The sequence below is a fragment of the Micromonospora sp. DSM 43699 genome (assembly GCF_055517075.1).
On record NZ_JBTMMT010000002.1, the window covers coordinates 79110 to 97784 of the forward strand.

Below are 18675 nucleotides of genomic sequence, written 5' to 3' on the forward strand. Positions count from 1 at the left end.
GGGTGAACGTCGAGGGCCAGGTCCGTACGGACCTGGCCCTCGACGTCTGGTTCTGGTGCTCGACCGCGCGGTGGCGGTGGAGCGTCAGCGCTCGATGTCGCCGGTGATGAAGTTCTCGACGGCGGCGTGCGCGTCGTGGTCGGCGTACTGCACCGGCGGGGACTTCATGAAGTAGGACGAGGCCGAGAGGATCGGGCCGCCGATCTTGCGGTCCAGGGCGATCTTGGCGGCCCGGACTGCGTCGATGATGACGCCTGCGGAGTTCGGCGAGTCCCACACCTCGAGCTTCAGCTCGGCGTTGAGCGGGGTGTCACCGAAGGACCGGCCCTCCAGGCGGATGTACGCCCACTTGCGGTCGTCCAGCCACGGCACGTGGTCCGACGGGCCGATGTGCACGTCGCTCTTGACCATCTCGTGCGGGATCTGGGACGTCACCGACTGGGTCTTCGAGATCTTCTTCGAGACCAGCCGGTTGCGCTCCAGCATGTTCATGAAGTCCATGTTGCCGCCGAAGTTGAGCTGGTACGTGCGCAGCAGCTCGACCCCGCGGTCCTCGAACAGCTTCGCCAGCGCGCGGTGCACGATGGTGGCGCCGACCTGGCTCTTGATGTCGTCACCGACGATCGGCAGACCGGCGTCGGTGAACTTCTGCGCCCACTGGGGGTCGGAGGCGATGAAGACCGGCAGCGCGTTGACGAAGGCGCAGCCGGCGTCGATCGCGGCCTGGGCGTAGTGCTTCGCCGCCTGCTCGGAACCGACAGGCAGGTAGCAGACGACCACGTCGACCTGGGCGTCGCGCAGCGCCTTGACCACGTCGACCGGCTCGGCGTCGGACTCCTCGATGATCTCGCGGTAGTACTGGCCCAGGCCGTCGAAGGTCGGGCCGCGCTGGACGCTGATGCCGGTGGGTGCCACGTCGCAGAGCTTGATGGTGTTGTTCTCGCTGGCGACGATCGCCTCCGCGAGGTCCATGCCGACCTTCTTGGCGTCCACGTCGAACGCCGCGACAAAGTCCACGTCCGATACGTGGTAGTCGCCGAAGGTGACGTGCATGAGACCCGGGACGCGGTCGTTCGGGTCGGCGTTGCGGTAGTACTCCACGCCCTGTACGAGGGACGAGGCGCAGTTACCCACACCGACGATGGCGACGCGGACGGAGCCCATAGCGTCTGCCTCCTTCTTCTTCATCACGGCCGCTCTTCCCTGGACTCGCCAGGTGGAGGCGGGCTGTCGTTGTCTCGTCGATTGCCGGCCGCCCCGGGTCGCGGGACGGTCGGGGTACGGCCGGAGCGCTCGTTGGCGATGAGCTCCTCCAGCCAGCGGACCTCACGCTCGCAGGCGTCGAGCCCGTGGCGTTGCAGTTCCAGGGTGTACGCGTCGAGGCGCTCGGCTGCCCGGCCCAGCACGTCACGAAGGCCTTCGCGACGTTCCTCGATCGTGCGGCGGCGACCCTCCAGGATGCGCAGGCGGGTCGCCTGGTCGGTGCGGGCGAAGAACGCGAAGTGCACGCCGAAGCCCGTGTCGTCGTACGTCTCGGGCCCGGCCTGCGCGATCAGTTGGGCGAAGCGTTCCTTGCCCTCCGCAGTGATCTTGTAGACCACCCGACCCCGTCGGCTGGTCAGCGCGGGAACCTCCTCGGCGGTGGCCGGTGCGTCGGCGGCTTCGGTGATCCAGCCCGCCGCCTGCAACCTGCGCAGGGTCGGGTAGAGCGAGCCGTAGCTGATCGCCGCCCGGATGGCGCCGAGCTTGGCGGCGAGCTCCTTGCGGAGTTCGTAGCCGTGCATCGGGGCCTCCTGGAGGAGGCCGAGGATGGCGAGTTCGAGCACGGGCCACCCTTTCCTTACCCTCGGGACGGAGCGTTAACCGCCTCGATGTATCGGACCGATACATCGCACGTTAGTACCTCAACTGCCGTCCGGGCAAACCCCCGCTGCGCGCCAACCTGTTCACGCATCGTGACGGTGGTCGCCCCGCCCGGTCGGAACGCGTACCCTTTGCCGCATGCGTACGTCTCGTCAGGTGGTCGACTACTCGCTGCAGAAGCGAGCAGTGCTGCGTGAGCTGCTCGCCGGGCGGGTCGGCACCTACGACGTCTGCGACGCCTCGCCCTACCTGAAGAACGCGGCCCGCTTCCACGGGGAACCGACAGACCAGCGGTGTCCGATCTGCCGGAGCGAGAACCTGATCCACGTCCACTACATTTACGGGGACGAGCTCCGGCAGTCCGCCGGCCAGGCACGCACATTGGCCGAGCTGCCCGTGCTGGCGATGACGTTGGGTGAGTTCCAGGTCTTCGTGGTGGAGGTGTGCCCCGGCTGTGACTGGAACCACCTCGTCGAGCAGTTCCTGCTCGGCCGGGACGGGTTGGCCGAGGACGGTTCGGAGCAGGGCGCGGCGGAGGTCGCCACCGCTGCGACCCAGGGGCGAAGGCGAGAGGCGCAACGGTGAAGCCTGCTGATCCGGTCGACTCCGGTGTCGTACGACACAGACACCGCGACCGGCAGCCCATCGGCCTGAATGGCCCGATTGATGTGGAAATTGCAGCGCGTCCCCGGCCCCTCCCCGGCCTCATGGCGCGTGTGTCAACTCACGGCAACCCGGTGGTGGCGCCCCCGCGTCCCACCGCGACCGGCAGGGTGTGAGGAATGAACTCGTACGGCGATCCCAGTTCCCCGCGTGCGCGGGCCCAGGTACCGGGTTCGAACGGCGGCCCCGGCCCGGGGCCGGACGACGCGTACCCCCGACGGGGCGGTGACGCCCGGGGCGCAGCCTCGACCGGCCGCGCCTCGGTAGGCGGTGCCGCGCCCACCGGACGGGCCTCGGCGGCGGTACCCCCGCCGCGCGGAACGGGCGGTGCGGCCGGCTCTGCCTCGGTCGGCCGGGCCGGCCCGGGTCGTGCCTCGGTGCCGGTCTCCCCGGCCGGGCCGGGGCGTGCCTCCGTGCCGGTCTCCCCGGCGGCGTCGGGGTGGGGGGGCCCGGGTCGTGCCTCGGTGCCGGTCTCCCCGGCGGGCGGCCCGGCCGGCCGGGCCAGCGTCGGGACGGCTTCCGCCGGCCGGGCCAGCGTCGGTGCGGCCTCGGTCGGCTCCGCCGGGCGGGCCTCGGTGGCGCGGGCCGGCGTCGCGCAGGTCGGCGGCGGGCCGGGCGGCCCGGGTGGCCCCAACGGGCCGGGTCGTGGTTACGGCGGAGGTACCGGCGGTGGACGCGGACGCGGACCGGGTGACCCGGACGCGATGGCGCGGGCCAAGCGGCGCAAGCGGATCAACCTGCTGATCGCCGGCTTCGCGGTCTTCGTCATGCTCGCCGGGCTCGGCGTGGTCGGGTTCACCTACTACTCCACCACCGTGGTGCTGCCGAACCAGATCAAGCTGCCGCTCGCCACCACCATCTACGCCAGCGACAACAAGACGGTCATCGCCAAGGTGGGCGAGCAGAACCGCACCTTCGTCTCGATCAACCAGATCCCGCAGCACATGCGGGACGCGGTCGCGGCGGCGGAGGACAAGAACTTCTACGAGCACGCCGGCGTCGACTACAAGGGCATCGCCCGTGCCGCCTGGAACAACCTCTCCAACGGCGACAAGCAGGGTGCCTCGACGATCACCCAGCAGTACGCCCGCAACGCCTACGAGAACCTCCAGGACGACTCGTACGCGCGGAAGGTGAAGGAGGCGATCGTGGCCTCCAAGCTCAACGATCAGTTCACCAAGGAACAGATCATGGAGCACTACCTCAACACCATCTACTTCGGTCGCAACGCGTACGGCATCGAGGCGGCGGCGCAGACGTACTTCGGCAAGTCGGTCTCGAAGATCGACGTGGCCGAGGCCGCCGTGCTCGCCGCCCTGATCAAGCAGCCGGAGCCGAGCGCCACCCACAAGGGTTACGACCCGGCGCTCAACCCCGCCGAGGCCAAGGAGCGGTGGGACTACGTCGTCAAGAACATGATCGAGATGCACTGGGTCGACGCACCGAACCGGCCGGCCCATCCGACGGAGTACCCGACCAAGACGTTGCAGACCCCGAAGGAGTCCCGGTCCGGCGTCAAGTTCGGGGTCAACACCCCGATCGGCAACGTGATCAACTACGTCTCGGCGGAGATGCGGGAGAAGAAACTCTGCACCGACAACGACGCCGAGGCGACCGAGCGTAAGCCGCGCTGCTCGGCGATGCTCCGCGAGGGTGGTTACCGGATCCGGACCACCATCGACAACAAGGTGCAGAAGGCCGTCACCGGCGCCGCCCAGCGCAGCACCAAGGGTTCCGAGTTGGACGGCTCCCGGAAGAACCTGATGGCCGCGGTGGTCTCCATCGACCCGCGCAACGGCCGGGTGCTCGGCTACTACGGTGGCGACGACGGCACCGGCACCGACTATGCCGGCACGAACACCGACACCAACGGCAACATCACAGGCGGCCACTCGCCCGGCTCCAGTTTCAAGATCTACACCCTGGCGGCGGCGCTGGAGGCCGGCAAGTCGGTCGAGTCGCGTTGGAAGGGCCGGGCGTTCACCCCGGAGGGCGTGAAGTTCCGGGTCAGCAATGCCGGTACCGACAATCCCACTTGCGGTGACTCGTGCACGCTGCGGGAGTCGACGTTGAAGTCGCTGAACGTGCCCTTCTACCACGTCAGCCTGGACATCGGGCCCGACAAGATCGTCGACATGGCGGCCAAGGCCGGGGTCGGCATGATGTGGCAGACCAACGTGAGCCCGCCCAAGGGGCACGACCTGACCAAGGAGAAGGCCACCGACCTGGCGCCCGACCCCTTCTACCACGTGGTCGCCTACGGCCAGTACCCGATCACCGTGCTCGACCACGCCAACGGCATCGCCACCTTCGCCAACAAGGGCATCTACAACAAGGCCCACTTCCTGATCTCCGCCGAGAAGCAGAACAAGGAGACCGGCAAGTGGGAGAAGCTCGGCGGCGAGCAGCTCAAGCCGCAGAAGCGGATCAACCCGGACGTGGTCGCCGACGTGACCGACGTGCTGAAGGACTACCCGGGCCGGATCAACCACACCCTTGCGGACGGCCGGAAGGCGACCGCCAAGACCGGTACCTGGGAGCTCAAGGAGGGCACCGACCAGAACGGTGACGCCTGGACCATCGGGTACACCCCGCAGCTCGCCACCGCCGTCTGGGTGGGCAACAAGGGCAAGCGGGAAGCGATCAAGCTGAACGACGGCACCAAGATCAGCGGTGCGACCATGCCCGGCGAGATCTGGGAACGGGTCATGAACGGCGCGCTCAAGGGCGAGGACAAGCTGGACTTCCCGCCGGCCGCGAACGTCGGCGACCCGGAGTCCGGCAACGGAACCCCGCCTCCGCCGCCTCCGCCGCCGCCCACGGCGCCGAACACGCCGAACTGTAACCCCGGCGACCTGCTCTGCCAGCTCGGCGGCGGCAACCAGGGCGGCAACCAGGGCGGCAACCAAGGTGGCAATCAGGGTGGGAACCAAGGCGGGAACCAAGGCGGGAACCAGGGCGGCAATCCGGGTGGCAATCCGCTGAACCCGCCCAACCCGAACCTGCCCGGTGGTCCGAACAACGGTGGCGGAAACGGCGGCGGCATCCTGCCGACCCCGCGCACCCGGGACTGACCGGAACTTCGTACCGACGACCATCGATGCTGCTGCCGGCGACCCGCGAACCTGCGGTCGCCGGCGGCGGCGTTCCCGGCCAGTCCGGCGGCTCCGGACGGTCGTTGCCGGCGAACGGGGCACCCGACCGGAACCTGCTCCTCGTCCGCAAGCCATTCATAGGGCAGGATGCTTTCTCATGAGCAACCAGCCGACGGCCGGCATCGACGACGCCGGGACCAGCGACCACCCGTCCCGCTCGGACGGCTTCGTCCGGGGCGCCGCCGAGGCGATCGGCGGGCCGCTCGGCGACCACGCCGTCGCCCTCGACCGGCCCGCCGGCCGGGAGAGTCGGTTCTGGACGGCGGCCCGGATCGTGCTGGCCCTGGCCTGCCTGACCCTCGCCCTGCACTGGGTGCAGAAGGCGCCCTGCCAGAATGGCGCCTGGCAGAACAACATCCAGTACACCCGGATGTGCTACACCGACGTGCTGGCCCTCTATTACGCCGAGGGCCTGAACGAGGGCAAGGTCCCGTACCGCGACCACCCGGTCGAGTATCCGGTGCTCACCGGCTACATGATGGGCGCGCTCGGCCTGCCGGTGCACGCCCTCGGCGTCGACGACCCGACGATCAACCAGGGGCGGTGGTTCTACAACGCCAACGCGTTGGCCCTCAGCGCGCTCGCCGTCGCCACCGCCGCGGTGATCCTCTCCCTACGCCGCCGACGACCCTGGGACGCGGCACTCTTCGCCCTGGCCCCGGCGCTGTTCCTCACCGCCACCGTCAACTGGGACTTCCTCGCCATCGGGCTGGCCGCGCTCGGGCTGGCCGCCTGGGCGAGACGACAACCCGTCCTGGCCGGCGTGCTGCTCGGCCTGGGTGGCGCGGCGAAGATGTGGCCGCTGTTCCTGTTCGGCCCGATCCTGATCCTCGCCCTGCGTGCGGGTCGGCTGCGGCCCGCGCTCACCGCCGTCGCCACCGGCCTGGTCGCGCTGGTCGCGGTGAACCTGCCCACGGCGATCCGGCACCCGGACAACTGGGGTCGGTTCTTCGAGCTGAACACCACCCGGCCCATCGACTGGGGCACGCTCTGGTATATCGGGCGGTACCTGGACGGCAAGGTGAACGCCGGCAACCCGGGGGACCAGGGTCCGTTCCAGTGGCTGAACGCCAACATCCCGACCCTCAACAACCTGTCGTACGCCCTGTTCGGGCTGGCCTGCATCGGGGTGGCCGTGCTGACCCTGCGGGCACCCCGCCGGCCCCGGCTGGCCCAGCTCGCCTTCCTGGTGGTGGCCGCCTTCCTGATCTTCAGCAAGGTCTGGTCCCAGCAGTTCGTGCTCTGGCTGCTGCCGCTCGCGGTGCTCGCCCGACCGCGCTGGGGGGCCTTCCTCGCCTGGCAACTCGCCGAGGTGTGCTACTTCGCCGCCTTCTACGGCGAACTGCTCGGCTCGGCCACCAGCCGCCCGATCTTCCCCGAGGGAGTCTTCGTGCTCGCCTCGTCGCTGCGGCTCGGCACGGTGGTCGTGCTGTGCGTCCTGATCGTCAAGGACATCCTGCACCCGGAGCGCGACGCCGTCCGCCGGACCTATCCCGACGACCCCGACGGCGGCGTCCTCGACGGCGCCCCCGACACTCCCTGGCTCACCAAACTGCGCCGCAAAACCCCCACCCCCGAACCAGCACCAGCCCCCACCCCCGCCTGACACCCCACCCCAGACGCGCAATTCCAAGACGGCAAGCGCCCGTCAGTCAGACGCGCAAGTCCAAGACGGCCGTGCGCCCGTCAGGTCTGCGGGGAGCCCAGCCGGCGCAGGGATCAAGCCTGACCGCCCGGAGCCGGCTGGGCTCCCCGCAGACCCCACCGCAACCCATCTCAGCGACGAACACCCGCAACCCAGCTCAGAGACGAAACACCACGGCGTTGCCGACCTGCTGGCGGGTGATGCCCAACTGGTCGACCGGGGCGTCCACTGTCACCTCCCACGGCGTACCGACGATCTGGTCCCGCAGCACCACCACGTCGCGGACGCCGAGGGTGCGCAGGTAGTCGACGCTTGTCTGGTCGGGGAAGGCGGCAGTCACCCGGCGTACGTCGTCGAGCTGTTTCGGGGTGAACCCGCTGCCACCGTTGACCACCTGCTGGAAGCGGCTGGTCGACCAGAGCATCACCGGCTGGTCCTGGTTCTGGCCGCTGGGCAGCACCAGCAGCGGACCGTCCACAGTGCGCATCGCCGCCGGTTGCTCCGGCACCACCGGGTGCGGCGTGCTGTTCAGCCCCTCCACGGTCACCAGCAGCAGCGGTAGCAGGGTGGCCGCCCGCAGCCACGGCGACGGCCGGGAGGGCACCCGCCCGGCGCTGAGTTCGCGTACCCGTTCGGCGAAGGCGCTCACCGCGCCGGCCGCCAGCAGGCAGAGCAGCAGCGTCGTCCAGAGCATCATCCGGCCCGGCGTGCGCAGCCCGTTGAAGCCCGGCAGGTGTTCGAAGAGTGGTGCATAGGTGAAGGTGCCGTCGAAGAACCGGGTGCCCATCGCCAGCACCATGGTGACCAGCACCCCGGCGAGCAGCAGCAGCCGGTGCCGCAACCGCCACACCGAGAAGAACAGCCCGCCGGCCGCCAGCGCGTACAGCACGAAGCCGGGCAGCAGGGTCATCTCCGGGTGCCAGGGCAGCGCCGCCCGCGCCCCCTCGTGCAGCCCGCCCCAGATCCACGACTCGGCGGGTGCGGTGAAGAAGCCGCTCGCCGGCGGCGAGTAGACGCCGACGTCGCCGAGCGTCCGTTCCGCGTTCGGGTGCAGCTCGGCCACCTTGAAGTACGGCACCGCCAGCAGCGCGCCGATGGCGGCGAAGAGCAGCCCACCGACCAGGTCGGCGACGAACAGCCGGCGACCGAAGGGCCGGCGCACACGCCGCCGTCGCCAGAACCACACTGCCGCCGAGACCAGCAGGGTCACCGCGAGGACGTAGGCGAACACCAGGCCGATGCCGAAGCCCAGGCTGAGCTGCCAGGCGGCCACCACCCACCCGGCGTACGCCCAACCGACCCGGCGGCGTTCGGGGCGGTAACCGTGCCGTAGTGACCAACCGTGCCCCCGGGCGAGCATGGCCAGCGCGAGCGGAATGCCACCGTTGGAGACGATGTGCAGGTGGCCGGCCTGGGCGAGCAGCCAGGGTGCGTAGGTGTAGGCGACCCCGGCGACCGCCGAACCGATCCGGCCCGCGCCCATCTGCCGGGCCAGCACGTACGCCCCGAACGTGGCCATCGCGTGGGCGAGCACGAACATGATGTTGTAGCGGAGCACGGCGGCGTCCGGGCCGGTGCCGAGCAGGCCGGCCGGGGCGTATCCGAGCAGCATGTCGGAGAAGGCGAAGCTCCACGGCTCCGGGAAGAACGTGTTGGACTGGAACAACTGCCCCGGGTCCGTCCGCAGTGCGTGCCCCGACCAGGCCATCTGCCAGGCCTGGAGGCTCGGGTCCCAGTAGTCCTGCGGCAACGTGTAGAGCGGGTAACGCAGGGTCGGCCAGGTCATCCCCACGGCGAGGGCGAGCGAGGCGAGGACGGCGAGCGTCCACTCGTGCACCAGGAACCGGCCGGTGGCGTGGGCCGCCCGCCGGGGGCGACCGGGCACCGGCTCCGGTTCGGGCGCGAACGAGGTCCACGGGTCGGCCTCGGCGGGCGGGTCCTTCCGGTCCGCCCTGTCCGCGCCGTCCCCGGCCGTATCCGCCGTGCCGGGCTCTGCCTTGCCCGTGCCGGGCGCTGGCTCGTCCTTGCCGACCTCGGCCGTGGCCTTGCCGGGTTCCGCTCCGCCCTCGTCGGGCTCGCTCCCGGCCTTGTCAGGCTTCGCCCCGGGCCTGTCTGTCCCGGCTGTGACCTTGTCGGCCCCGGTTCCAGCAGCCTTGTCGGTCCCGGTTCCAGCCTTGTCGGCCCCGACGCTGGCCTTGTCGGGTTCGGTGCCGTTCTGGTCGGGCTTCGGTTTCTGGGCGGGCTCGGCCGGTGCGGGCCGGGCGGTCTCCGTCCTGTCCGCCGCATCCGGTACGAGCCGGTCGTCCTTCGGCGGCTCCGCCCCACCCTCGGGGGTGACGTCCGTCCCGCCGGTCTGCGGCGGCGGCTGGCTGCCGCCGCCGGTCGCGTTGGTGGTCATCGGCGCTCAGGCCCCGGTGCCGAGCTGTTCGCGGAGGAACGCGATGTCCGTGCCCTGACCGGTCACGCCGCCGGGGGTCTCCACGATGACCGGGGCGTCGGCCGCCCGGATCACCGCCACCAGCAGTTCCGGGTCGATGACGCCGCCGTCGAGGTTGTCGTGCCGGTCCTGCCCGGAGTTGAACCCGCCCTTGGAGTTGTTGGCGTGCACCAGGTCGATCCGCCCGGTGATCGCCTTGACCCGGTCGACCAGGTCGAGCAACTCCTCGCCGCCGGCGTAGGCGTGACAGGTGTCGAGGCAGAAGCCCACCTCGTAGTCACCGAGGGCGTCCCAGAGCCGGGCCAGCGCGTCGAGCCGTCGGGCACACGCGTTGTCGCCGCCGGCGGTGTTCTCGATCAGGACCGGGACGGGAAAGCCACCGGAGTCGGCCGCGTACGCGAAGGTCTTGCGCCAGTTGTCGAACCCGACCGCGAGGTCGTCGCCGGCGTTGACGTGCCCGCCGTGCACGATCAGCCCTCGGGCGTCGAGCTGCGCGGCCGCGGTGGCGTGGCCGAGCAGCAGCTTGCGGCTGGGGATGCGGATCCGGTTGTTCAGGGTGGCCACGTTGATCACGTACGGGGCGTGGACGTAGAGGTCCACGTCGGCGGCGCGCAGCCGGTCGGCGTCCTCCCGGGGTTTCGGGGCCTTCCAGCCCTGCGGGTCGGAGAGGAAGAACTGCACCGCCTCGGCGGCGCGGTCGGCCGCCTCCGCCAGCGGGTCGGCCTGGTCGACGTGGGCTCCGATACGCATGCAGGCGAGCCTACGTCCCGCCTCCGACGACGGCGGGGTGCCGGTCGCGGGCAAGTCGCGCCGTCCGCGCCCGCACGCCCGCGTCACCCGCCGGCCCCGGCGGTCGTTGAACGCAGTGGAACAGCAGGTCGGCTTCGCGGCACGACGAGCGTTACGGATGGCCGGCAGCGCCCCGGAACATTCCGCGCGGTAGCACCGGGCCCTCTGTGGAGTTGCCGCACGGGTCGTGTCGCCAAGCAGTGAATCCCGGACTAATAGTTTGAATCCGGCTATACCGTGACGATCGCCGTTGTACGGTCGGACAACAACATGATGAAGCTCCGCGGGGTGTCCTCGATCCAACCTCATCGGTGTGGTCGTTCCTCCCCAGGTCCCACCCAAGGAATGCGGACGGGACGCCCCGCGGCCTCGTGGACAGGGTCCGCCGCCGGCCTTCGGGTGTCGCGGCGGGCCCTGTCACCCGTTCCCGGCCTGCCGGGTCGACCTGCGCGGGCATGATCGTCGTGACCGGGTATCCTGGTCCGGTTGTCCGCGTCCGGTCGGGTTCCCCCGACACCGGGCGGGCACGACGCACGACCTCCTGCCACGGAAGGACCGTGGCCGCCTAGCCCACAGGAGGTGAGCACGTCTTGCGTCATTACGAAGTAATGGTGATCCTCGACTCCAGCCTCGAGGAACGCACCGTCGCACCCTCGCTCGACACGTACCTGAACGTGATCCGGACCGCGGGTGGCTCGGTCGAGAAGACCGACGTGTGGGGCCGCCGGCGCCTCGCGTACGAGATCAACAAGAAGGCCGAGGGCATCTACGCCGTCATCGACCTTCAGGCGACGCCGGAGGCGGTGGCCGAACTCGACCGCCAGCTGCGGCTCAACGAGTCCGTGCTGCGCACCAAGGTCATCCGGCCGGAGATGCGCTAAGCATTCAACCCCGGTTCGCCCGGATCAGCCTCATCGGTGATGTCGGAGGGTTCTGAGAGCCTGTACGACGCAACGATGAGTGCGCGAGGAGATGGTCATGGCAGGAGACACCACCATCACGGTCATCGGCAATCTGACCGATGACCCCGAGTTGCGGTTCACCCCGTCGGGTGCGGCGGTCGCCAAGTTCCGGGTCGCTTCGACGCCCCGGTTCATGGACAAGACCACCAATGAATGGAAGGACGGCGAGCCGCTCTTCCTGGCCTGCACGGTGTGGCGGCAGGCGGCGGAGCACGTCGCCGAGTCGCTCCAGCGGGGCGCCCGCGTGATCGTCTCGGGCCGGCTGCGTCAGCGGTCGTACGAGACCCGCGAGGGTGAGAAGCGCACAGTCATCGAGCTCGAGGTCGACGAGATCGGCCCGTCTCTGCGCTACGCCACGGCGAAGGTGCAGAAGATGTCGCGTTCCGGTGGCGGCGGCGGTGGCTTCGGTTCCGGTGGCGGTGGCAATCAGGGTGGCGGCGGAGGCAACTTCGACGACCCCTGGGCCTCTGCTGCTCCGGCCCCCTCTTCGCGCGGTGGTTCGGGCGCCAATTTTGATGAGGAGCCACCGTTCTAATGGCGCCGAGCGCCCGCGATCGCAAACCAGGAGCACGTGCAACGGCCAAGGCTGCGGCACTGCGCAAGCCCAAGAAGAAGGTGAACCCGCTCGACAAGGACGGGATCACCTATATCGATTACAAGGACACCGCACTGCTGCGTAAGTTCATCTCCGACCGCGGCAAGATCCGCGCTCGGCGGGTGACCGGGGTCACCTCGCAGCAGCAGCGGCAGATCGCCCGTGCGGTCAAGAACGCCCGTGAGATGGCGCTTCTGCCGTACACCGCCACGGCCCGCTGAGAGGAGGCACCGACATGAAGATCATCCTGACCCAGGAAGTTTCCGGTCTCGGTGCCCCCGGCGACATCGTCGAGGTCAAGAACGGCTACGGCCGTAACTACCTGCTGCCGCAGGGCTTCGCGATCAGCTGGACCAAGGGTGCGGAGAAGCAGGTCACGGTCATCAAGCGGGCCCGTTCGGCCCGTGAGATCCGCGACCTGGGCCACGCCACCGAGGTCAAGGACCAGCTCGAGGGTCTGAAGGTCAGCCTGAAGGTCCGCGCCGGCGACGGTGGTCGGCTCTTCGGCTCGGTCACCCCGGCCGAGGTCGTCGACGCCGTCAAGGCGGCCGGCGGCCCGACCCTCGACCGTCGTCGGCTGGAACTGCCCGGTCACATCAAGTCGACCGGCTCCTACCCGGTGCGGGTCAAGCTGCACCCCGAGGTGGCCGCCAAGTTCGACCTCAACGTCGTCCAGGGCTGACACCGCAGCACAGCAACACCCGAAACGGCCCGTACCGGCACCCGGTGCGGGCCGTTTCGCGCTGGCCACCGGAGCCGTCGAGCGCTGCGGCCGTCACCGTGCAGCCGTCACGTGCAGGCCGTCAGCGCATTGGCCGTCGGGGTGGCATCGTGCACGGGTGCCCCTGCGCCACGCGGCCGGCACCGGGAGGGGCACCGCGGACCGGTCAGCCGATCGGCTGACCGGTGACCGCACTGATCATCACGGTGGACAGGCCACCACCGACCACCGCCGCCGCCACCGCCACCGTCGCCGACCGCCAGGTCGTCCCGACCCGGCGCAGCAGCACCGCCACCACCAGGCTGCTCAGCAACGCCAGACCGAACCGGGGCGCGCCCGCGACCAGGGAACCGAAGGCATGCGCCCGGGGCGGTTCGCACCCGCCCCCGCTGATGTCGGTGACACAGCCGGCCGGTGGCTGACCGTCAAGGGTCAACAGCCAGAGAAACACCAGCACCGCCGGCACCAGGTAACACGCGGCGGTGTAGACCAACGGGCGCAGTGGACCACCCGGGTCCGGGTCGAGCAGGTCGTCCTCCAGGCGACGGTTCCACGACCCGCCGCCCACCGACCCGATGCGGTCCCGCAGCGAAGACGCCGCCACCGCCCGGCCGGATACCGGCTCGGCCCGACGCCGGGGAGCGGCCCGTGGCCTCGGCGCCGTGTAACCCACCACCGGGGAGCGGGGCGCCGAGGTCGGCGGGTCCATCCAGCGGGGATCGTCACCGGCCAACCGGGTGCCGGACCAGAACCCCTCCGGCTGCTCACCCCACGGCCAGCCCTCGCCCGTCATCGGCTGCGCCGACCGGGGCGGTACCGACCGCTCCCATCGGCCGCCCTCGCCACGGTCCTTCTCGCTGCGGTCCCGGCGGTCGAAGCCGCCCCGGTCCCACGGGCCGATGTCGTCCTGGGTCAGGCGGTCCACGCCGCCGGTATCCCGGCGGCCCACCTCGTCGCGATCCGCGGTCACCGGGCCCCACCGGCCGACGTCCGTCCGGTCCCACTGCCCGGTGTCGGTGAACCGGTCCCACTGGCCGGTGTCGTCGCTCTGCTCCCACCGGGACGCCCCGCTGGGATGGTCCCACCGTTCGCCGGCGGTCGGGCTCTGCCAGGTGTGCAGGCCGGAGGCGTCCCACGGGTCCACCGCAGGCCGGTACTCCGGCTCCGGCTCGGCGAGACGGCTCCACGGGTCGGTCGCCGGACGACTCTCCGGGCCGGTCAGCGGACGGGCCCACGACTCGTCGGTGTTACGTCGCCGACGGCGGGGCGGCTGCTCGGGCACCGCCTCCACGGGCAGGTCGGAGTCGTCACCGCCGGACCAGATCACCTCCGGACGACGGGACGGGGACCGGCGCGGGCGGGCCGTCGGGGCGGCCCCGGAGACCGGCTCACCCTCGTCGGAGTCCGCCCGCCGGCTGCCGACGTACCCCTGATCCTGGGGGCGATCGAAGGTCCACTCCCGGGTGTGGTCGGACTCGGGGGCAGCCCCGATCGCCCGGGTTTCCCGACGCTCACTCTCCCGCCGCCGTCTGGCCGCACGCCGGCCCACCCCGGAGACCGGGCGGGCGTCGTCGTCCTCATCGTCCGGGGCGGCGTGCCGACCCCGGCCGTCGGCATGCGCGATCCCCGACTCGACCGCCCAGCGGGGCAGGTAGGCGTCGACGGGCTCCTGCTGGCCACGCTCGACCGCCCGGCGGCGACTCGGCGTGCGGTAGCGGTCCGTCGAGGAGTACGAAGCTGACGGGACCGGGTCGCCGAGGTCGTCCCACGGGGCGGTCGGCTGACGCTCGCGCGGGCTGCCCTCCCCGCGCTCCCAGTCCCGGTAACTCACGGCCGGAGCGTGACCCTTCTCAACCGAAAGTGCAATCCGCTGTCCAGGTGTAGCCGTTTCGCAGAGATAGTACGGGACGACCGACCCAAGAGCCTTACCGGAAATTTTTTGTCCACAGGGTGTGGATAGTGAAACACCAGGTCAGATGCCTGTGACCCAAAAAACCTCCACAGTTTTCCACAGGCTGTGCACACGCTGCGCACATGGTTGTCCACCCGCATCCACAGGTTGTCCCGAGGCTCGTCCACCGCGTCGGTTGAGGGGCTGAGCTCGGGGTCCGTATCGTGGGGCACCGACCGGTCGCGCGATGGCCCCCGATCGACCCGGCCGGTCAGGTCGGGAGGTGTCGCACCGCCGCCGTACTGCCGTAACCAGCTCAGACGTCGTGGAGGGGGAACCGTGTCGGTCACCGACGACATGCGGGCGGAGCCCCGGGTCGCGGGGCAGTCGTCCGCCCCGCCGCCCCGCGACGGTCAGTTCGACAAGACCCCACCCCAGGACGTCGCCGCCGAGCAGTGCGTCCTCGGCGGCATGCTGCTCTCCAAGGACGCCATCGCCGACGTCGTCGAGATCCTCAAGTCCACCGACTTCTACCGGCCTGTCCACGCCACCATCTTCGACGCCATCCTCGACATCTACGGTCGGGGCGAACCGGCCGACGGGATCACGGTCGCGGCGGCCCTGGCCGACTCCGGTGACCTCGCCCGGGTCGGCGGCGCCCCCTACCTGCACACCTGCATGGCGGCCGTGCCGACGGCGGCGAACGCCTCCTACTACGCCCGCATCGTGGGCGAACGCGCGGTGCTGCGCCGGCTGGTCGAGGCGGGCACCCGGATCGTCCAGCTCGGCTACGGCACCGCCGCCGGCGGCAGCCGGGACGTCGACGACGTCGTCGACCTGGCCCAGCAGGCGGTCTACGAGATCACCGAACGGCGGGTCAGCGAGGACTTCGCGGTGCTCGCCGACATGCTCCAGCCCACCCTGGACGAGATCGAGGCGGTCGGCGCGCAGGGCGGCGTGATGACCGGCGTGCCGACCGGCTTCACCGACCTGGACCGGCTGCTCAACGGCCTGCACCCCGGGCAGCTCATCATCGTGGCCGGCCGGCCCGGTCTCGGCAAGGCGCTCGCGCTGGACACGCCGCTGCCCACCCCGCACGGCTGGACCACCATGGGTGAGGTAGAGGTCGGCGACCGGTTGCTCGCCGCGGACGGTACGCCGACCACGATCACCGCCGCCTTCGACGTGCTGAACGGCCGGCCCTGCTACGAGGTCGAGTTCTCGGACGGCAGCGTGATCGTCGCCGACGCCGAGCACCTGTGGCAGACCACCACCCGGGCGCGGACCCTCGAACCGGCCGGCGCGGAAGCCGGCGGAACGGGTCGGATCCCCGCCGGCGCGCGACACGACGGCGTGGTCACCACCGCGCAGATCGCGGCGACGCTGCGTACCGGCCCGCACCATGCCGTCGTCAACTGTGCCCCCCTGCAACTACCCGAGCGGGAGTTGCCGATTCCGCCGTACGGCCTGGGTGGCTGGCTCGGCGACGGCCAGCCCGACGCGGGCCCTCTCACCGGGTCCCTCCTCGCGGCCCTCCGCCACCTCGGGGTCTCTCCGGTCAAGCACATCCCCCGGGAATACCTGCGTGCCTCCGAGGCACAGCGTCGGGCGCTTCTCGCCGGGCTGCTGGACGCCGCTGGCACAGTCGGCCCCACCGGCGACCTCCGGTACACCTCGACCTCGGGTCGGCTGGCCGAGGACGTCCGGGAACTCGTGGTGAGTCTCGGCTACCGCTGCACGCTCAGCGAGCGGGCGCTACCCGGTCGTACCAAGGGGTCGTCCGTGGCGTACACGATCAGCTTCTCCGCTCCGGACGTCTTGTTCCGGCAGGAGCGCAAGGCGTCCGCGCACGCTGCCCGCCGACGGACCGGTACGGACGGACGGCCAGGCGTCAGGTACGTGGTGGATGTCCGGCCGGTGGCCAGCGTGCCGGTCCGCTGTGTGACAGTGGACAATCCGGAGCACCTCTACCTGGCCGGTCGGTCGATGATCCCGACCCACAACAGCACGGCCAGCATGGACTTCGCCCGCAATGCCGCAATCCGCGCCAATCAGGCCGCCGCCATCTTCTCGCTGGAGATGAGCAAGGTCGAGATCGTCATGCGGCTCCTCTCGGCCGAGGCGCGGGTCCCACTGCACGTGCTGCGCAGCGGCCAGCTCTCCGACGACGACTGGACCAAGTTGGCCCGCTGCATGGGGGAGATCAGCGAGGCACCCCTCTTCGTGGACGACACCCCGAGCATGAACCTGATGGAGATCCGGGCGAAGGCCCGCCGGCTCAAGCAGAAGCACGACCTGAAGATGATCGTGGTCGACTACCTCCAGCTGATGACCTCGCCGAAGCGTACCGAGAGCCGTCAGCAGGAGGTCGCGGACCTGTCCCGTGGGCTGAAGCTGCTGGCCAAGGAGGTCGAGTGCCCGGTGATCGCGGTCAGTCAGCTGAACCGTGGCCCCGAGCAACGCACCGACAAGCGCCCGCAATTGTCCGATCTGCGCGAATCCGGGTCTATTGAGCAAGATGCCGATGTTGTTATACTTTTGCATCGCGACGATTACTATGACAAGGAATCGCCGCGCGCCGGGGAGGCGGATTTCATAATTGCCAAGCACAGGAATGGCCCGACCGATAGCATAACGGTCGCAGCGCAGCTCCATCTCTCTCGGTTCGTAGATATGGCCATCGGGTGAGCGGGCTTGAGACGCGATTAACCACTGAGCGGCGGAGCGACTGACGATCACGCCTGCGCAGATGGACCGGGCGGTACTCACTGGGCGGATCGGACGACGTCGGATCGGGTCGGGCGAGGAAACGCCCGACCCGATCACCGACGGGTTCGCTCAGCCGAACATCTCGTCGAGGAAGCCCTTGTGCTTCTTGCGCTTGTAGTGGCCGTGGTAGCCGTGGTGCTGCTGCGGATGCCCGTACCCACCGTGGGTGCCGTACGCGGGCTGCTGCGGGTAACCCGGCGGGGGCGGGGGCGGCGGTACGGCACCGTAGCCCGGCTGGTGACTCGGGGCGGGCGGCGGCGGAGGCGGCGGGTAGCCGCCAGGCGTCTGGACGTGCTGCTGACCAGGGACGGACCCCGGTTGACCGGGTGCGGGTGCGCCGCGCTGCTGGTTCCAGTTCGCCTCGGCCTCGAACAGCTTCTCGAGTTCGCCGCGGTCCAGGAAGATCCCCCGGCACTCGCCGCACTGGTCGATGACGACTCCGCTGCGCTCGTACTGGCGCATATCTCCACGACACTTGGGACAGGTGAGCTGCATCGTTCGACGGTACCCGGTCGGCGCAGCATTCAGGCGGTGGCGATCAGCGCCTCGGTCACTTCGTCGTCGTCGACCTCGTGGAAGTCGTCGTAGTAGGCGCTGACCGCCCCGAAGTCGGCGGGGTGCTGGGCGCAGACCACCTCGTCCGCCTCGGCGGCCAGCATCTCGTAGGCATCCTGCGCGCCGACCGGCACCGCGACGACGACCCGTCGGGCACCGAGCTGGCGGGCCACCTGTACGGCGGCGCGGGCGGTGGCGCCGGTGGCCAGGCCGTCGTCGACGATCAGGGCGGTCCGTCCGGTCAGGTCGAGCGGGGGGCGACCGGTGCGGTAGCGAGCCTCCCGGCGGTCCAGTTCGGCCTGCTCGCGGCGTTGCACGTCGATGCCGTCGGCCGGGTCGAGTCGGGCGGTGACCTGGTCGTTGAGGACCCGGACGCCCCCGGGGCCGAGGGCGCCGAAGGCCACCTCGGGGGCCCAGGGCAGGCCGAGCTTGCGGACCACCAGCACGTCGAGCGGTGCGCCGAGCCGGTCGGCGACCACCCGGGCCACCGGGACGCCGCCGCGTACCAGGCCCAGCACGACGACGTCGGGTTGGCCGACCAGCGCGGTGAGTCGGGCGGCGAGTTGCCGGCCGGCGTCGGCGCGATCGCGGTAGCTGCTCATGCTCTCAGGTCTACGCCCTGCGGGCGGG

At 70.4% G+C, this 18675-nt stretch carries 15 protein-coding genes; 8 read left to right on the forward strand and 7 right to left on the reverse strand.

Going from position 1 to position 18675, the window contains the following annotated elements:
- Positions 1-84: 84 nt before the first annotated feature.
- Together AC0AIB_RS01755 and AC0AIB_RS01760 are read right to left on the reverse strand one after the other, a co-directional pair.
- Complete coding sequence (locus AC0AIB_RS01755) at positions 85-1164, reverse strand: inositol-3-phosphate synthase (protein ID WP_465095859.1); 1080 nt, start codon at positions 1162-1164, stop codon at positions 85-87.
- A gap of 23 nt (positions 1165-1187) precedes the next feature.
- Positions 1188-1826, reverse strand: a complete 639-nt coding sequence (locus tag AC0AIB_RS01760) for a PadR family transcriptional regulator (protein ID WP_328341738.1) — start codon at positions 1824-1826, stop codon at positions 1188-1190.
- Between the two features lie 175 nt (positions 1827-2001).
- On the opposite strand from AC0AIB_RS01760, the gene AC0AIB_RS01765 reads away from it, so the two are divergent.
- The 3 genes from AC0AIB_RS01765 (at position 2002) to AC0AIB_RS01775 (ending at position 7287) form a co-directional block, all read left to right on the forward strand.
- Positions 2002-2448 carry a DUF5318 domain-containing protein gene (locus AC0AIB_RS01765; protein WP_328341740.1) on the forward strand — a complete coding sequence of 149 codons (447 nt, stop codon included), beginning with the start codon at positions 2002-2004 and terminating at the stop codon, positions 2446-2448.
- Between the two features lie 197 nt (positions 2449-2645).
- Positions 2646-5600, forward strand: coding sequence for a transglycosylase domain-containing protein (locus AC0AIB_RS01770; protein ID WP_328341742.1), 2955 nt, complete (start codon positions 2646-2648; stop codon positions 5598-5600).
- A 178-nt stretch (positions 5601-5778) separates the two neighbouring features.
- A complete protein-coding gene (locus tag AC0AIB_RS01775; protein ID WP_328341744.1) occupies positions 5779-7287 on the forward strand; it encodes a glycosyltransferase family 87 protein in 1509 nt (502 codons plus the stop codon).
- Between the two features lie 196 nt (positions 7288-7483).
- On the opposite strand, the gene AC0AIB_RS01780 is transcribed toward AC0AIB_RS01775, so the two are convergent.
- On the reverse strand, positions 7484-9724 hold the full coding sequence (locus tag AC0AIB_RS01780) for an ICP22 family protein (protein ID WP_465095860.1): 2241 nt from the start codon (positions 9722-9724) through the stop codon (positions 7484-7486).
- Positions 9725-9730: 6 nt separating this feature from the next.
- Complete coding sequence (locus tag AC0AIB_RS01785) at positions 9731-10513, reverse strand: deoxyribonuclease IV (protein WP_465095861.1); 783 nt, start codon at positions 10511-10513, stop codon at positions 9731-9733.
- A gap of 629 nt (positions 10514-11142) precedes the next feature.
- Here AC0AIB_RS01785 and rpsF point away from each other — a divergent pair.
- From rpsF to rplI, 4 genes are all read left to right on the forward strand, one after another.
- The gene (gene rpsF / locus AC0AIB_RS01790) at positions 11143-11433 is read left to right on the forward strand and encodes a 30S ribosomal protein S6 (RefSeq protein ID WP_067301247.1); all 291 of its coding nucleotides are present in this window, start codon (positions 11143-11145) and stop codon (positions 11431-11433) included.
- Positions 11434-11512: 79 nt separating this feature from the next.
- Positions 11513-12049: a single-stranded DNA-binding protein gene (locus AC0AIB_RS01795; RefSeq protein WP_176739072.1), complete on the forward strand. Its 537-nt coding sequence runs from the start codon at positions 11513-11515 to the stop codon at positions 12047-12049.
- Positions 12049-12330, forward strand: coding sequence for a 30S ribosomal protein S18 (gene rpsR, locus AC0AIB_RS01800; RefSeq protein ID WP_328341755.1), 282 nt, complete (start codon positions 12049-12051; stop codon positions 12328-12330). Before AC0AIB_RS01795 ends, rpsR begins: the two co-directional genes overlap by 1 nt.
- A 14-nt stretch (positions 12331-12344) precedes the next feature.
- Positions 12345-12791 (forward strand): 50S ribosomal protein L9, encoded by a 447-nt coding sequence (gene rplI / locus AC0AIB_RS01805; protein ID WP_328341757.1) that lies wholly within the window; start codon positions 12345-12347, stop codon positions 12789-12791.
- Positions 12792-12996: 205 nt separating this feature from the next.
- On the opposite strand, the gene AC0AIB_RS01810 is transcribed toward rplI, so the two are convergent.
- Entirely contained in the window at positions 12997-14661 is a 1665-nt protein-coding gene (locus AC0AIB_RS01810) for a hypothetical protein (protein WP_465095862.1), read from the reverse strand.
- A gap of 399 nt (positions 14662-15060) precedes the next feature.
- On the opposite strand from AC0AIB_RS01810, the gene dnaB reads away from it, so the two are divergent.
- Positions 15061-17409: a replicative DNA helicase gene (dnaB, locus tag AC0AIB_RS01815; RefSeq protein ID WP_465095863.1), complete on the forward strand. Its 2349-nt coding sequence runs from the start codon at positions 15061-15063 to the stop codon at positions 17407-17409.
- A gap of 150 nt (positions 17410-17559) precedes the next feature.
- Here the strand turns inward: dnaB and AC0AIB_RS01820 are convergent, their stop codons facing one another.
- On the reverse strand, positions 17560-17985 hold the full coding sequence (locus tag AC0AIB_RS01820; protein WP_465095864.1) for a TFIIB-type zinc ribbon-containing protein: 426 nt from the start codon (positions 17983-17985) through the stop codon (positions 17560-17562).
- 29 nt (positions 17986-18014) lie between these two features.
- Positions 18015-18647: a phosphoribosyltransferase gene (locus AC0AIB_RS01825; RefSeq protein ID WP_328348991.1), complete on the reverse strand. Its 633-nt coding sequence runs from the start codon at positions 18645-18647 to the stop codon at positions 18015-18017.
- Positions 18648-18675: the final 28 nt, after the last annotated feature.